This is a genomic window from Caballeronia sp. ATUFL_F1_KS4A (genome assembly GCF_023630905.1).
GTDB classification, from domain to species: Bacteria; Pseudomonadota; Gammaproteobacteria; order Burkholderiales; family Burkholderiaceae; genus Caballeronia; species Caballeronia zhejiangensis.
Genome location: NZ_JALQEB010000039.1, coordinates 418,480 through 433,949 on the forward strand (window position 1 = coordinate 418,480; position 15,470 = coordinate 433,949).

At 64.6% G+C, this 15,470-nt stretch carries 13 protein-coding genes; 6 read left to right on the forward strand and 7 right to left on the reverse strand.

What is annotated here, in order from left to right; translation table 11 throughout:
* Positions 1-180: 180 nt before the first annotated feature.
* Genes NCS03_RS27350 through NCS03_RS27370 form a run of 5 tightly spaced genes read left to right on the forward strand, consistent with a single transcriptional unit; the run spans position 181 to position 6,034 of the window.
* Positions 181-1,221: a TRAP transporter substrate-binding protein gene (locus NCS03_RS27350; protein ID WP_250503668.1), complete on the forward strand. Its 1,041-nt coding sequence runs from the start codon at positions 181-183 to the stop codon at positions 1,219-1,221.
* A 32-nt stretch (positions 1,222-1,253) separates the two neighbouring features.
* The gene (locus NCS03_RS27355) at positions 1,254-3,149 is read left to right on the forward strand and encodes a TRAP transporter large permease (protein ID WP_250456882.1); all 1,896 of its coding nucleotides are present in this window, start codon (positions 1,254-1,256) and stop codon (positions 3,147-3,149) included.
* Between the two features lie 19 nt (positions 3,150-3,168).
* The gene (locus tag NCS03_RS27360) at positions 3,169-4,230 is read left to right on the forward strand and encodes a LacI family DNA-binding transcriptional regulator (protein ID WP_175981541.1); all 1,062 of its coding nucleotides are present in this window, start codon (positions 3,169-3,171) and stop codon (positions 4,228-4,230) included.
* The gene (locus tag NCS03_RS27365; protein WP_250530206.1) at positions 4,227-5,234 is read left to right on the forward strand and encodes a hydroxyacid dehydrogenase; all 1,008 of its coding nucleotides are present in this window, start codon (positions 4,227-4,229) and stop codon (positions 5,232-5,234) included. The genes NCS03_RS27360 and NCS03_RS27365 overlap by 4 nt, the downstream gene beginning before the upstream one ends.
* Positions 5,231-6,034, forward strand: coding sequence for an amidohydrolase family protein (locus NCS03_RS27370; RefSeq protein ID WP_250530207.1), 804 nt, complete (start codon positions 5,231-5,233; stop codon positions 6,032-6,034). The genes NCS03_RS27365 and NCS03_RS27370 overlap by 4 nt, the downstream gene beginning before the upstream one ends.
* 6 nt (positions 6,035-6,040) lie before the next feature.
* On the opposite strand, the gene NCS03_RS27375 is transcribed toward NCS03_RS27370, so the two are convergent.
* Entirely contained in the window at positions 6,041-7,030 is a 990-nt protein-coding gene (locus NCS03_RS27375; RefSeq protein WP_250530208.1) for a D-2-hydroxyacid dehydrogenase family protein, read from the reverse strand.
* Between the two features lie 5 nt (positions 7,031-7,035).
* A complete protein-coding gene (locus NCS03_RS27380; RefSeq protein ID WP_008346849.1) occupies positions 7,036-8,424 on the reverse strand; it encodes an MFS transporter in 1,389 nt (462 codons plus the stop codon).
* Positions 8,425-8,649: 225 nt separating this feature from the next.
* Here NCS03_RS27380 and NCS03_RS27385 point away from each other — a divergent pair, with 225 nt between their 5' ends.
* Positions 8,650-9,402, forward strand: coding sequence for an alpha/beta fold hydrolase (locus NCS03_RS27385; protein ID WP_250520082.1), 753 nt, complete (start codon positions 8,650-8,652; stop codon positions 9,400-9,402).
* A gap of 14 nt (positions 9,403-9,416) precedes the next feature.
* Here the strand turns inward: NCS03_RS27385 and NCS03_RS27390 are convergent, their stop codons facing one another.
* From NCS03_RS27390 to NCS03_RS27410, 5 genes are read right to left on the reverse strand one after another with little or no spacing between them, the layout of a single operon-like run.
* The gene (locus NCS03_RS27390; protein WP_250530209.1) at positions 9,417-10,352 is read right to left on the reverse strand and encodes a hydroxymethylglutaryl-CoA lyase; all 936 of its coding nucleotides are present in this window, start codon (positions 10,350-10,352) and stop codon (positions 9,417-9,419) included.
* Between the two features lie 13 nt (positions 10,353-10,365).
* A complete protein-coding gene (locus NCS03_RS27395; protein WP_008346855.1) occupies positions 10,366-11,727 on the reverse strand; it encodes an MFS transporter in 1,362 nt (453 codons plus the stop codon).
* A gap of 32 nt (positions 11,728-11,759) precedes the next feature.
* Complete coding sequence (locus tag NCS03_RS27400) at positions 11,760-12,572, reverse strand: enoyl-CoA hydratase-related protein (protein ID WP_008346858.1); 813 nt, start codon at positions 12,570-12,572, stop codon at positions 11,760-11,762.
* The gene (locus NCS03_RS27405; protein ID WP_008346859.1) at positions 12,569-13,738 is read right to left on the reverse strand and encodes a CaiB/BaiF CoA transferase family protein; all 1,170 of its coding nucleotides are present in this window, start codon (positions 13,736-13,738) and stop codon (positions 12,569-12,571) included. The genes NCS03_RS27400 and NCS03_RS27405 overlap by 4 nt, the downstream gene beginning before the upstream one ends.
* Positions 13,735-15,468, reverse strand: coding sequence for a hydantoinase B/oxoprolinase family protein (locus NCS03_RS27410; RefSeq protein WP_175981530.1), 1,734 nt, complete (start codon positions 15,466-15,468; stop codon positions 13,735-13,737). The genes NCS03_RS27405 and NCS03_RS27410 overlap by 4 nt, the downstream gene beginning before the upstream one ends.
* Between the last annotated feature and the right edge of the window lie 2 nt (positions 15,469-15,470).

Genomic DNA, 15,470 nt, shown 5'->3' on the forward strand with positions numbered 1-15,470 from the left:
CGCTTTCTCCCTCTTCGAACCCACCTCGGCGCGTGATTGCCCGCGGGTATACGCCCATATGACCCACCCACGCTTCCCTTTACTGTATCGATACACTAAATCGATACAGTCGCGCCACGCCTATCGTGTCGCGCTGCCTATTTCCGCCCGCGCCCAGAGCGGCATCCAGGAGACAACACCATGCAATTCGGTTCAGGCATTTCCCGCCGACGGTTCCTTCAGACGGCCTCGGCGGCAACGCTCGCGGCGGCGGGCGCGGGCTTTCCCGCGATCGTGCGCGCGCAGCCCGCGGCCACGTTGCGGCTGTCGTCATCGATGCCGCCGAACGAAAACGCCGCCCACTACGTCTGGTATCAGAACCTCGCCGCGAACCTGAAGGCGAGCGTCGGCGATCAGATTCGCATCGACTATTTCCCGAACAACCAGCTCGGCAAGGAAAGCGACGTCGTCCAGCAGGTGAAAGTCGGCGCGGTCGACATGATGGTGACGGGCTCGTCGATCTGGGCAACCGCGCTGCCCGAGCTCGGCATGCTCGATCTCGGGTATGTGTTCGACAACTTCGATCACGTCGGCCGCGCGATGGACGGCACCGTCGGCAAATCGTTCGATACGCTGCTGCAACAGCGCGCGGGCTGCTCGGTGCTCACGTGGGGCTATTCCTTCGGCGCGCGCAACGTGTTCACCAAGAAGCCCACGCAGTCGCTCGCCGATATCAAAGGCGTGAAGCTGCGCGTGCTGCCCACACCCGCCTTCATGGAAACCTTCAAGCTGATGGGCGCGGTGCCCACGCCGATTCCCATCGGCGAGCTGTATATGGCCGCGCAGACCGGTGTCGTCGATGGCTTCGAACACGATTGCGCAACGGTCCTCGCAAGCAAGTACGACGAAGTCGTGAAGTCGTGCTGGCAGACGCAGCACGTGTTCAGCCCGCTCGTCGTCGTGACGGGCCGCCGCGCGCTCGCGAAGATTCCGGAAAACCTGCGTCCCGCGTTTCAGAAAGCGGCGCAGGACGCGACCGCGAAGCAGCGCGCCGCCGCCATTCAGACCGCCGCCGCCGCCGAGCAGGAACTGAAGAAGAAAGGCATGACCTTCTACCCGATGTCGAAGGCCGATCGCGACACCGCACGCGCTGAAATGCAGTCGCAGCTGTATGCGAGTTTCGCGAAGCAGTATCCGGCGACCGCGCCGCTGTTCACCGCCATCGCCGCCGCGCGCGCTTGAGCGCAGCCAACGACGCCAAAGAGGCCGACACCATGACCACCTTCTCCGCGACGCCCGGACCCGAGGCGCAACTCGCCGCGCCCGGCTTCGGCCATGAGACCGTGCTCGCGCGCGGCCTCGCGCGCCTCATGCACTGGATCGAATACTTCTGCGCGGCCGTGCTCGCGGCCGATGTGATCGTGGTGTTCCTTTCGGTGATCTACCGCTATTTCTTGCACGATCCGTTCGACTGGGCCGAGGAAGTCGCCGGCGCGCTGATGATCGTGCTCGTGTTCTTCGGCGCGGCCACCGTGCTCGGACGCAGCCAGCACGTCGGCGTCGACCTGTTTCGCGGCATGTTGCCGAGGCGCTGGCAACCCGCGCTCGTGCACGTCGGACATTGGGTGATCGCGGGCGTCGCGGGCAATCTGTGCGTGTCGTCGTGTCTGCTGCTCGTCGATTCCTACGGCCAGATGACGCCGAGCGGCCTGCCCGCGTGGATCAACGTCTATCCGCTCGTGATCGGCAGCGTCTTCATGACGGTCTTCGCGCTCGCCAACGCGCTGAACGGCGCGCGCAAGACCGTGCTCGGCACCCTCGCCGGCTGCGTGCTGCTCGCGGCAGCCGTGTTCGCGTGGAACGCATTCGTGCCCGCCCACGCGCTCAAGCCCGGCTTTCTGCTGATGGCCGGTTTCATCGGCGGACTCGTGCTCGGCGTGCCGATCGGCTTCGTGCTCGCGTTCTCGGCCCTGCTCTACTTCCTCGCCGAACCGACCCTGCCGATGCTCGTCTACTCGCAGCAAGTGATGGCCGGCACCGACCACTTCGTGCTGCTCGCGATTCCGTTCTTCGTGCTGGCGGGCTTGCTGATGGAAACCAACGGCATGTCGTCGCGCCTGATCGAATTGCTGCTGCGCATCTTCGGGCGCGTGCGCGGCGGACTCGGCCTCATCACGATCATGGCGACGGCGTTCTTCTCCGGCGTATCCGGCTCCAAGCTCGCGGATATCGCGGCGGTCGGCGGCGTCGTCATGCCTGCCGTGCGCCAGAGCAAGGAAGATCCGAACGAAGCGGCGGCGCTTCTCGCGTGCAGCGCCGTGATGGCGGAGACCATTCCCCCATGCGTGAACATGATCATCATGGGCTTTGTCGCCAACATTTCGATCGCGGGTCTGTTTCTCGCGGGCGTCGTTCCGGCGGCGGTGTTGGCGGTGGCGCTCGCGATCGTCGCGGTGATCTGCGGCCGGCGCATCAATCTCGCCGATGCGCTCACGAACCCGCGCAAGTGGCTGCCGCTCGCCGGCGGCGCGCTGGTCGCGCTCGTCATGATCACGATGATCGGCAAAGGCGTGACCTCGGGCATCGCGACATCGACGGAAGTGTCGGCTTTCGCCGTCGTGTATGCGTTGATCGTCGGCTGGATCGCGTTTCGCGAGCTCACGCCGAAGTCGGTGGCGCGCGTGTTCGTGCGCTCCGCGTCGATGGCGAGCAGCATTCTGTTCATCGTGGCGGCGGCTTCGAGCGTGTCTTTCGCGCTGACCATCGAGCAGATTCCCGCGCTCGTGTCCGATTCGATGATCGCCTTCGCGCATCAATACGGCCCGACGATGTTCCTGCTGCTGTCCGTGCTCATCATGATCGTGTTCGGCGCGGTGCTGGAAGGCGCGCCCGCGCTCATCATCTTCGGGCCGCTGCTCACGCCGATCGCGACGCAGCTCGGCATCAACCCGCTGCACTTCGGCACGGTGATCGTCGTCGCAATGGGCCTCGGTCTCTTCTCGCCGCCGGTCGGGCTCGGGCTCTTCGCGACCTGCGCCATCACCGGCACGGAAATGAAAGCCGTCGCGCGTCCTATGCTCAAATATCTGCTGGTGCTGTTCATCGCACTGGTTGCGCTGATTCTGGTGCCGTCGTTTTCGTTGTGGTTGCCGACCCGGCTCGGCCTGTAGCCGGCAGATGTCAAACCTTATGAGCACCATTCAGGATGTCGCCCGCGAGGCCGGTGTGTCCGTAAGCACCGTATCCAACGTGCTGAACGGCCGCACCGACCAGATGCGCCAGGAAACGCTCGCACGCGTGCAGGCCGCGATGAACGCGCTGCAATACCGTCCGAGCACGCTTGCGCGTCAGTTGAAGACAGGGCAGACGCCGATCATCGGACTGCTGGTGCCATCGATCGCCAATCCGATGTACGGCTATATCGCGCGCGAAGTGGAAACGTATGCGCAGGAGCGCTACGGCTATCGCGTGATGATCGGCAACACGTATCGCGATCCGGCGAAGGAAGCGTCGTTCTTCGAGGACTTGCTCTCGCAAGGCGTGCGGCGCGTGATCGTGATCTCGTCGCTCGCGAACGAGCGGCATCTGGAAACTGCCGTCGAGCGCGGCATGGTCGTCGTGAGCTACGACCGGCGCGCGACCGAAGGCGAAGCGACGCGCGTCGAGCACGTCACGCCCGACAACTTCGAAGCGGCGCGCATCGCGACGCGGCATCTCATCGAACATGGCCATACGCGGCTCGCCTTCGCCACGCTGACCGGCGTGACGATGAGCCGGCGCGACAAGATCAACGGCTTTCTTTCCGCCGCAAACGATGCAGGTCTCGCGCAGACGGCGCGCGTGCTCGATAGCGGCCCGGTGAACGAATACGGCGATTCGATGATCGCCGAAAACGGCCGCGCGCTCGCGCGTCTGCTCGCGCAGGACGATGCGCGCCCGACCGGCATCGTCGCCGTCAACGATCTGATGGCGCTCGGCCTGATGGCGGGTTTGCGCGAGTGCGGCTTGCGCGTGCCGGAAGACGTGTCGATCGTCGGCATGGACGGACATTTTCTGGCGGCGATCTCGAATCCCGCGCTCACGACCGTGCAGCTTCCCGTGCCCGCCATGGCCGCCGCGATGGTCGAGCGCGCGATGCGTCCACACGACGAACCCATGCCGGCATCGGAGCAGGCGCTGTTCACGGATATCACGCTGGTGGAGCGCGAGTCGGTCGCCGCGCCCGCGAAACGAATCAGGACGAGGACATGAAGAAGGTATTCGTGAGTCATCCCCGGCACATGCTGGATCATTACTTCGGCGCACGCGCTTCGGCTGCGCTCGCGGCGTTCGCGGACGTCGCGTACAACACCGAGGATCGCGAGCTGACGACCGCCGAACTCGCCGATGCCGCGCGCGATGCCGATGTCATCATCGCGTACCGGCAAACGCCCGCGCCGCGCGCCTTGTTCGAGGCGCTGCCGAAGCTCGCCGCGTTCGTGCGCTGCGCGGTGGATATTCGCACCGTCGATGTCGATGCCGCCAGCGAGCTCGGCGTGCTCGTCACGCAGGCGAGCGCGGGCTTCGTGCCGTCCGTGTCGGAGTGGGTGATCGGCGCCATGCTCGATCTCGCGCGCGGCACGACCGCGTATGCGGAGGCTTATCATCGCCACGAAGCGCCCGCGCCGATGATGGGCCGCGAGTTGCGCGGCAGCACGTTCGGTGTGATCGGCTATGGACAGATTTCGCGCTATCTTTGCGATCTGGCGCTGGCATTCGGCATGCGCGCCGTCGTGTCCGATCCTTACGCGACGATCGACGATACGCGGCTTCATCAAACCGGCTTCGATGACTTGCTCGCGCAGTCGGACTTCGTCGTGTGCCTCGCGCCGGCCAATGCGCAGACGGCGAATCTGATGAACGCGCGCGCCTTCGCCGCGATGAAGCGCGGCGCGTACTTCATCAACGCCGCGCGCGGTGAACTCGTCGATGATGACGCGCTGCTCGATGCGCTCGAGCGCGGCCATCTCGCGGGATGCGCGCTCGATGTCGGACGCGCGGCCGATCAGATGCCCGCGCCGGCGCTCGCGGCGCATCCGCGCGTGATCGCGGCGCCGCATGTCGGCGGGCTGACGCCGGGCGCGATCGAGCATCAATCGATGGAAACGGTCGCACAAACGCAAGCGCTGTTCGAAGGCCGCGTGCCCGCGGGCGCGGTGAACGCGGCGCAAGCGTTCCGTCTCGCCGGTTTCGATGTGCAGGAGCACGCGCGATGAAACTCGAAGGCGCTTGCGACTGCCACATTCACGTCTACGAAGCAGGCTATCCGCTCGCCAAGACCGCGACGTTCGCGCCGCCGCCCGCGCCCGCATCGGCGTATCGGGACGTGCAGCGCACGCTGGGCTTTTCGCGCGCGATCGTCGTGCAGCCGACCGGGTATGGCTTCGACAATCGCTGCACGCTCGCGGCCATCGCGCAACTGGGCGACGGCGCGCGCGGCATCGCGGTGGTCCCGCCGGATATCGGCGATGACGAACTGCAGCGTCTGCACGATGCGGGCATTCGCGGCGTGCGCTTCATGATGCTGCCGGGCGGCGTGCTGCCGTGGGACGCACTCGCGGACATCTCGGCGCGCATTGCACCGCTCGGCTGGAACATCAACCTTCAGCTCGACGGCCACACGCTGCCGCAGCACGAAGCGATGCTCGCGCGTTTGCCGTCGAATCTCGTCATCGATCATCTCGGCAAGTTCCTTGCGCCGGTCACATCGCAAAACGATGGATTCGCGTCGCTGTGCCGCCTGCTCGACGGGCCGCGTTCCTGGATCAAGCTGTCCGCGCCGTATGAAAGCTCGCGCACCGGCGCGCCCGATTTCGACGACGTGTCGTGGCTCGTGCGCGCGATATCGGCGCGTTTTCCCGAGCGCGGCGTGTGGGCGTCGAACTGGCCGCATCCGAACGTCAAGCCCGTTCCGGACGACGCGCGCATGTTCGACTGGACGATGCGGCTCGTGGAAAGCGACGCGGTTCGCCGCAAGATACTCGTCGATAATCCCGCTGAGTTGTATCGGTTCTAGCGACCGCTATGCGACCCCGCTGACGTAACTGATCTCGCGTTTCTGGGACGTCAGCACGCGAATGGGCGTGCCCGCGATCCATGCGCGAATGTTTTCGACAGACTCGCCGTAGTAGATGCGATAAGAGTCATCGGTGACATAACCGATGTGCGATGTCGCGATCACGTTATCCATCGATCGGAACGGATGATCGGCGGGCAACGGCTCCTGATCGAAAACATCGAGCGCGGCGGCCGCGATTCGTTTCGCGGTCAACGCATCGATCAGCGCGCGTTCGTTGACGATCGGTCCGCGTGCCGTGTTCACGAGCAGCGCGTGCGATTGCATCGTCGCCAGCTCCTTCTCGCCGATGAGATCGCGCGTGCGCTCCGATAGCCGCACATGAATCGAAACGATATCGCTCGATGCGAGCAATTCTTCCTTCGACACGTAGCGCGCGCCGAATTTCGCGGCGGACTCCTGCGTCATGTTCTGACTCCATGCGATGGCGTGCATCCCGAAAGCCTGCGCGACTCGCGCGGTCGCGCCGCCGGTATAGCCGAGTCCTATCAGTCCGATGGTCTTGCCGTGCAGATCGCCGCCCACCGACACCTGCCAGCCTCCCCTTCTGAACGATGCCACCTCGCTCGGGATGTGCCGCGTCGCGGCGAGAATGAGCGCCCATGCAAGCTCGGCGGCGGCCGTCGGCGACGATGCGGTTCCGCATACGGCAATGCCGAGTTCATCGGCGGCTTCGATATCGATGGCTGCATTCCACGGCCCCGTGCTTGCCAGCAATTTCAGATTCGGCAATCGCGAAAGCACGCTGCGCGTGAACCATGTGCGCTCGCGCATCACGCAAAGAATGTCGTAGGGTCGAAGACGTTCGACCAGTTCGTTCTCGTCGCGGATAGGGTCCGTGAAAACGGTAATGTCCGCGTGTTCGCGCAAGCTGTTCCACTCGCCGAAGCGAAGCGCGGTGTTCTGGAAGTCATCGAGAATGGCGATGTTATGCATAGGGTTCACTCTGTTCCTGCCGTCAGCGCGGCGCGCGCCTGCGTTTCGGTATGACGTTTGAAGCCGAGCAGCATCACGAGAATGCCCGCGACGAGTATCGCCGTCATCACGTAGAGGCCGCTGACGAGCGTTCCCGTCGCGGTCTTCAGCCATCCGATGACGAAGGGACTGCAAAAGCCGCTCAACAAGCCGATGCAATTGACGAACGCGATGCTCGTCGCCGCCGCCGGCGATCCGTTCAGATAATCCGCTGCGAGCGACCAGATCAGCACGTTGGTCGCGAAGATGCCGACGCAGGCCACCGTCAGCAACGCAACGGTCAACGCGGGCGAGTTGGTCGGATGCGAAACCATCAACAACGCGGCAGCGCCGATGAAACCCGAGATCGCCGCATGCCAACGGCGTTCGAGCATGCGATCCGAGCTTCGGCTTATCGTGACCATCCCGATCGCGCCCATTCCGTACGGTATGACGGAAAGCCATCCGAGCAGCGAAAGATTCGTAATGCCCGAGTCTTTCATGACGGTCGGAAGCCAGAACGTCACTGAATACGTGCCGCAAACGAAGGCAAAATCGATGAACGCGAGCATATAGACTTTCGGATCCGCGAGCGCCTCGGCGAGCTTCGCGTGACCGTGTTGCCCTGCCCTTCGCTTTCGTTCCATCTCGACATCGAAACCTTGGCGAAGCACGCCCTTCTCCGCTTCGGTGAGCCATTTCGCTTTGTCGATGTTGTCGTCCAGCAGCATCAGCGTGACGAGACCGAGCACGACCGCCGGCAACGCCTCGACGATATAAAGCCATTGCCATCCGGCGAGATGCGCGACGTTCGCGAGACTCGTCATCGCCCAACCGGAGACCGGACCGCCGACAAGACCCGCGACCGGAAATCCGACCATGAAGCACGCGATGATGACACCGCGCCGTCTCTCCGGAAACCACGAGCTCAGATAGAAGATGACGCCGGGAAAGAAGCCCGCTTCGAACACGCCGAGCAGCAGACGCACGATATAAAACTGCGTGACGTTCGTGACGAACGCGGAGCATGCCCCGACGATGCCCCAGCAGATCATGATGCGCGCGATGGTCTTCTTCGCGCCCATGCGCCGGAGCAGCATCGCGCTCGGCACTTCGAGCAGACAGTACGAGAGAAAGAAGATGCCTGCGCCGAGGCCGTACACGCTGTCGCTGAAACCGAGCGCGTCCTGCATCTGCAACTTCGCAAAGCCGACATTGATGCGATCCAGAAACGCGACGACGTAGCACACGAAAAGCAAGGGCACGATGCGCAGCGTGACGCGCCAGTAGAGCGCCCGCTCATGCGCGAGTGCGGTGGAAGGAACTTGCGAAGAATCGGCTGACGCCGGATCGGATTCCACAACGGACGGGTTCACTCGCGCTCTCCATGATTGACGGCGTGGGCCACGATTCGAGCAATGGAGCCAGTCTAAGAAACATCGATAGACGCGGATAGTGAAAAGATCAGATCAGGTGAGACGCGCGGGTTATATCGGTGATAACCAGTAAGCAGCGGTGATGGTTGCATGCGTAACCGGTTGCGTGGCCGCGCTATCTCTGAGACGATTTGTGCATTCGTGCACATCGATCAGGAGACCGACTTGAAGAGCAGTCCACGGAACGACACGCAGTTCAACTTCGTCCTGATTCACGGCGCATGGCATGGCGGCTGGGTCTGGCGCTTCGTCGCGGATGAACTGATCGCGCGTGGTCATCGCGTCGTCGCGCCGACCATGACCGGACTCGGCGAGCGCCATCATCTGATTGGGTCGGTCACGTCGCTCGATGTGAACATCGAGGATATCGTCAACGTCATCGAGGCGGAGGAATTGAACGGCGTCGTGCTGGTCGGCCATAGTTATGGCGGACTCGTCGCGTCGGGCGTCGCCGATCGCATCGCGCACACGCTGCGCACCATCGTCTTCCTCGACAGCCTGCTCGCGCAAAGCGGCCAATCCGCGTTCGATGTGCTGCCCGCAAGCGTCGTCGATGAGCGTATGGCATCGGTCGGCGCAAGCGGCCAGGCAATCGCGATGCCCGTCAACGGACTGAAAGGCACCGGCATTCCGGATGATCATCCGCTTGCCGAGTGGGTTTACCGGCGGCTCACGCCCCATCCGCTCGCGACCTACACGACGCCGCTTCAACTCCAATCGCCGCTCGGCAATGGCCTGCCCTGCACTTACGTGCACTGCGCGAATCCTTCATACGACACGCTCGCGCCGGTGCGCGAGCATGTCAAATCGCAATGCCCGGATTGGGGCTGGGAGCGCATCGACACCGGCCATGACGCGATGGTGCTCGCGCCCGGCCTGCTCGCCGATCTGCTGGAACGGCTCGCGGCGGCATCCTGAGCCGCTGACTGAAGTTACGCGGCGACGGCCTCGCGAGCGACGAAGGTCGCGGGTAGTCCCGCGCGGGCGATCGCGCCCGTGAACGGCTCGCCCGGCAACCATGCGGCGATCGTCTCGCGTATCGCCAGCAGCTTGTTTATGTCGATGCCCGTGCGCAAGCCCTGCGCTTCGAGCATGAACACCGTGTCCTCGGTATTGATGTTGCCCGTCGCGTTGGGCGCGAACGGACAGCCGCCGAGCCCGCCGAGCGATGCATCGAAACCACGCACGCCTGCATCGAGCGCAGCCATGACATTGGCGAGGCCCAGCCCGCGCGTATCGTGGAAGTGACAGGCGACGGGCACCGCTCCCGCAAGCGACATGACCTGCCGCATCAGCGCGCGCACTTGCGCGGGATTCGCATAGCCGACCGTATCGGCGATGGTGATCTCCTGCGCGCCCGCATCGATGAGCGTCTCGACGAGTCCGAGCACCGTGCGTTCATCGACCTTGCCCGCGATCGTGCAGCCGAACGCGGTCGCCACGCCCGCGCCGAGCACGACATCGCGATTCAGTTCGTCACGCGCCGCCGCGATGCGCTCGAAGTCCGCGACCGATTCCGCCGTGCTGCGCCGCACGTTCTTCAGGTTGTGCTCGTTGCTCGCGGAGAGCACGTAATGCACCTTGTTCAGCCCCACATCGAATGCACGTTGCGCGCCTTTCAGATTCGGCACCAGTGCCGCTGCATGAAGACCGTCGATGGCAAGCGCGCCTGCCGCGACCTCGACCGCATCCGCGAATTGCGGCACGACTTTCGGCGGCACGAACGACGTCACTTCGATATCGACCACGCCCGCATCGACCATGCGCGCGCACCATTCGAGCTTTTGCCCGCTCGTGAGGATCGTTCGCACCATCTGCAAGCCATCGCGCAAGCCCACTTCGCGAATCTGCACGTCTCTTTCTTTCATGTCTGCTCCGGTTTCAGATGGTCGCGTCCGCGACGGCATCGCTGCCTTCATCCGTGTGTCCTGCGCCGCTTGCGACCGCCGATGTCGACGGCGCAAGCACCACGGCTGCAATTGCGCCGAGCACCATCAGAAGCGCGATCGCGCCGAGTCCGCCCGCCATGCTGTTCGTCATCGTCTTGATCGAGCCGATGATCATCGGGCTCACGAAGCCGCCGAGCAGGCCGACGCAGTTGATCACCGCGACGCCGCCCGCCGCGCCGCTGCCGCGAATGTAATCGGTCGAGATCGCCCAGATCAGCGGATTCGGCGCGAGGATGCCGGCGGTGGCCACCGACAACGCCGCGAGCGACAGCGCAAGGTTGCCCGTCGTGAACGCCGCGACGACGAGACCGGCCGCGCCGAACACCATCGCGATCGCGCAGTGCCAGCGCCGCTCCATCGTGCGATCCGAATGACGGTTCAGCGCGATGAGCGCGATCCAGCTCACGAAGTACGGGATCGCCGAATAGCAGCCGATCTGCAACGCGCCCGACACGCCCGCGCTCTTGATGAGCGTCGGCAGCCAGAAGCCGATCGCGAATACGCCGGCGATCTGCGTGAACCACACGAAGCCCATCACGTAGACGCGAAAGTCCTTCAGCGCGCGGCCGAACGTATGCTCCGCGTGCTTCGTCGAGACGCTCGAACTCTTGCGGATGTCGTCGAGCACGATCGCCTTTTCGTTCTCGGTGAGCCACTTCGCCTGCTGCGGGCCGTCATCGAGAAAGAAGAACGCGATCACGCCGAGCACGCTCGCGGGCAAGCCTTGCACGATGAACATCCACTGCCAGCCGTGCAGGCCGCCATAGCCGTCGAAGTAAGTCATCAGCGCGCCCGACAGCGGCCCGCCGAACAGGCCCGCGATGCCCGTCGCGCAAGTGAAGATGGCGATGACCTTCGCGCGCCGCTCGACCGGATACCAGCGCGTGAGATAGAAGATCACGCCGGGATAAAGCCCCGCTTCCGCGAGCCCGAGAAAGAAGCGCACGGTATAGAGATGCGATGGCAGCGTGACGAACGCCGTGCCCGCCGCGATCAAGCCCCACAGAATCATGATGCGCGAGAACGTGCGCTTCACGCCGATACGCGCGAGCAGCAGATTGCTCGGCACTTCCATCAGCACGTAGCCGAGAAAGAAGATGCCCGCGCCGATGCTGTAAGTGAGATCGCTGAAGCCCACGTCGTGCTTCATGTCGAGTTGCGCGATGCCGATGTTGATGCGATCGAGAAACGCAAACACATAGCACAGGAACAAAAAGGGGATGAGCCTGCGCGTGATCTTGCCGTAGGTCGCTTCGGCCTTGGGCCTGTCGAAGCTGCCGATGTCGGGTGTCATGTCTGTCTCCTCCGGTGAGTCCGGGTTTTGATCTAGCGGCCTTTGAATCGCGGCGCGCGCTTCTCGTTGTAAGCGCTGATGCCTTCGAGACGATCCTCGGTCGGAATCAGCCGGTTATACGCTTCGATTTCCAGATAGAGCCCGGTGCGCAGATCGCCCTGCATGCCGAGGTCGATCGCCTTCTTCGCCTGCGCGACCGAAAGCGGCGCGCTCGTGCAGATGTCGCGCGCGGCGTCGATGGCGTCGGCGAGCACGCGCCCCGGCTCGCACAGCCGGTTGACGACGCCCCACGCGAGCGCTTCCTGCGCCGTGAACTTGCCGCCGCGCAGGATCAGCTCTTTCGCGCGCCGCACGCCGATCGCGCGCGGCAGTTGCTGCGTGCCGCCGCCGCCCGGCATGATGCCGCGCTTCACTTCGGTAAAGCCGAACGTCGCGTGGCTGACGGCATAAGCGAAGTCGCACGCGAGCAGCAGTTCGAGTCCGCCCGCGACCGCCGCGCCGTTGGCGGCGCAGATGACCGGCACCGGGCAATACGTGAGCGCGCGGTTCATGCGCTCGAACAGATAGTGCTGCACGCCGAACTGCTCGTCGGTCATGCCTTCGCGCTGCTTGAGGTCCGCGCCGCCGCAGAACGCGCGTTCGCCCGCGCCCGTCAGGATCACGCAGCGATACAGCGCGGGGTTCGCTTCGAGCGCACCGAATACGCGGATGATCTCGTCGCCCATCGTCGTGCTGATCGCGTTCGAGACTTCCGGACGATTCAGCTTGACGATGAGAATCTGTTCGTCGATTTCTTCGAGCGTCAGCGTGTCGAGCGCGCCGACCAGTTGCGATGCAAGTTTCACGATGTCTCCAGTGTTTTCTTCGCCAGCAGATGATTGTGTTCGCCGAGTTTCGGCGTGACGCCGGTGCGCGCAGGCCGCACGCCGCCGAATGAAATCGGCACGCCGACGACCGTCGCCGCGCCGTCGTCGGTGATGCGCAGCAGATCGAGCGCCTTGGTCTGCTCGTGTTCGACGACCTGATCGATGGTCTGAATCGGTCCGCACGGAATGCCCGCCGTATCGAGCGCTTCCAGCCAGTGCGCGGTGCCCCGCTTGCGGAACTCGATATGCAGCAAGTCGATCAGCGCGACGCGATTGGTCACGCGCGCGCCGTTGGTGACGAAGCGCGCGTCGTCGGCGAGCGCGGCGATATCGAGCACGTCGCACAAGCGGCGGAACAGGCGGTCGTTGCCCGCGGCGACCATGATGGTGCCGTCCGCGCATTCGAAGGCCTGATGCGGCACGATCGCGGCCGTCCCCGATCCCCAGCGTCCCGGCAACACGCCCGACGCGAGATAGTCGGCGATCTGGATGCCCGCCCAACTGATCGCCGTCTCGTACAGCGACACGGACACGATCTCGCCCGCGCCCGTCGTCTGGCGCCGGAAGAGCGCGGCGAGCACGCCGATCGCGGCCCAGAGTCCGGTGCCCATGTCGTTCACCGAAACCGGAATGCGCGACAGCGGCTCGCCCGGCTGACCGAGAAAGCTCATCAGGCCCGAAAGCGCCTGCACGAGCGGATCGTAGCCGGGCTTGTCGCGCAGCGGCCCGGCCGTGCCGAACGCGCCGAGATTGCAATAGACGAGCGACGGCTTCATGCGCAGCATCGCCTCGCCGCCGAGACCGTATTTCTCCGTGCCCCCCGCCTTCAGGTTTTGCAGCACGACATCGGCGCGTTGCGAGATCAGCTCGCGCAACGCCTGTGCTTCGTCCGGATTCGACAGCGACATCGCGATGCTTTTTTTGCCGTGATTCACCGCATGAAACAACGCGGCCGCGCCATCGACGAAAGGCGGGCCCCAATCGCGCGCGTAGTCGCCGTGTTCCGCGCTTTCGATCTTGATGACGTCCGCGCCGAGCGACCCGAGGATCATGCCCGCATACGGCGCGGCGAGACTGTGGCCGATCTCGATCACGCACACGCCCGCGAGCGGCAAAGGCTGGTTCATGGCTTCGCTCGCGCTCATTCGGCGGTGACTTCGAGCGGTGCGTCGATGGTTTCGCGCGTGCGGCCGTAGACTTGCGCGGCGGCATCGGCGCTGATGTAGCCATCGGCGACATCGGCATCGACGCGCTTCTCATCGCGTTCGCGCGGATCGCCATAGCCGCCGCTGCCCGCGGGCTGCACGGTCACGCGATCGCCGCGATACACGACCGTCTGTCCGCCCTTCGCCGCGACCTCCTGCGTGCTGCCGTCCGCGCGTTCGACGACGCACAGAAAGCGCGTGCCGGCCTGCCCGCCGAAGTGACCTTCGGGCGCGGAACGTCCGCGTTCGCCGGACACGGTGAAGGTGGCTTCGTCGTATTCCACGCGATACACGCGCCGCGATGTCAGCCCGCCGCGCTGTCGGCCCGCGCCGCCGCTGTCGGTGACGAGCGACCATTCCTCGACCATCAGCGGCGAAGTCGCTTCGATCATTTCGATCGACTGACTGCCCGCGTTGCCCACGTAGACGCGCACGCCGCTCACGCCGTCCTTCTGCGCGCGCGCGCCCATGCCGCCCGCGTGGACGTCGTGCATGGTGACGAACTCCTGACCGGTTCGGGCGATGCGCGCGGCATCGGTATCGCGTCCGCTGAAAATGCCCGCGCACGACGCGCAGTTGCTTTGTCCGGTGATGCGCTCCGGCACCGCGGGCGCAAGCGCCTTGAGCAGCAGATCGATCACGCGCGGCGAGGTCTCCGTGTTGCCCGACACCACCGACGCCGGATAGCGGCAGTTCAGCACGCTGCCCTCGGGCGCGATGATCGTCACCGGCCGATAGCAGCCCTGGTTGGTCGGAATGCCCGGATCGGTCAGCGCTTTCACGGTGAACCAGGTGCTGTTGCACGTCACCGAAAGCGGACAGTTGATGCCGCCGCGCGCCTGCGGCCCGGTGCCGGTGTAATCGAACGTGATGTGATCGCCCGTCTTCGTGATCTTCACCTTGAGCAGCGGCCGCTCCTGTTTCCAGCCCGGCGCCTCGATCGGATCGAGATACTCCTGCGCTTCGTACACGCCGTCCGGAATGCGTGCGATCTCCGCGCGAATGAGCTTCTCCGAGTGATCGAGACTCTGGCTCATCACGTCGCGCAATGCATCGGCGCCATACTTCGCCACCAGTTCGCCGATGCGCCGGTCGCCGACGAACGTGCCCGCGTATTGCGCCTGAATGTCGAGCAGCAGTTCGTGCGCGTTGCGGCTGTTTCGCGTGAGCAGGTTGAGCATGTCCTGCACCGGCTCGTCGTTACGATACAGAAACACCGGCGGAATGCGGATGCCTTCGGCGAACACGTCCCACGTCGTGACGGTATAGCTGCCCGGCGACTGTCCGCCGATGTCGGTCCAGTGGCCGCGCGTCATCACGAAGGCGACGATCCTGCCGCCCGCGAAAACGGGCCGCGTGAACTGCACGTCCGGTTGATGATTGCCGCCGCCCACATAGGCATCGTTGCTGACGATGACGTCGCCGGGACGCAGGTTCTCGCGCCCGACCGCTTCCACCGACACGCGCGTCGAGATGACGGCCGAGCCGAGCATCGTCGGGATGTCGTTGCCTTGCGCGACGAGCTGCATGTCGGCGTCGAAAATGGCCGCCGACGAATCGCCGCTCGCGTGCATGAGCGGGCTGCCGGCGGTGCGCATCATCGCGATCTTCATTTCACGGGCGATCGCGAAGAGACTGCTGCGGATGATTTCGTAAGTAACGATGTCCATGA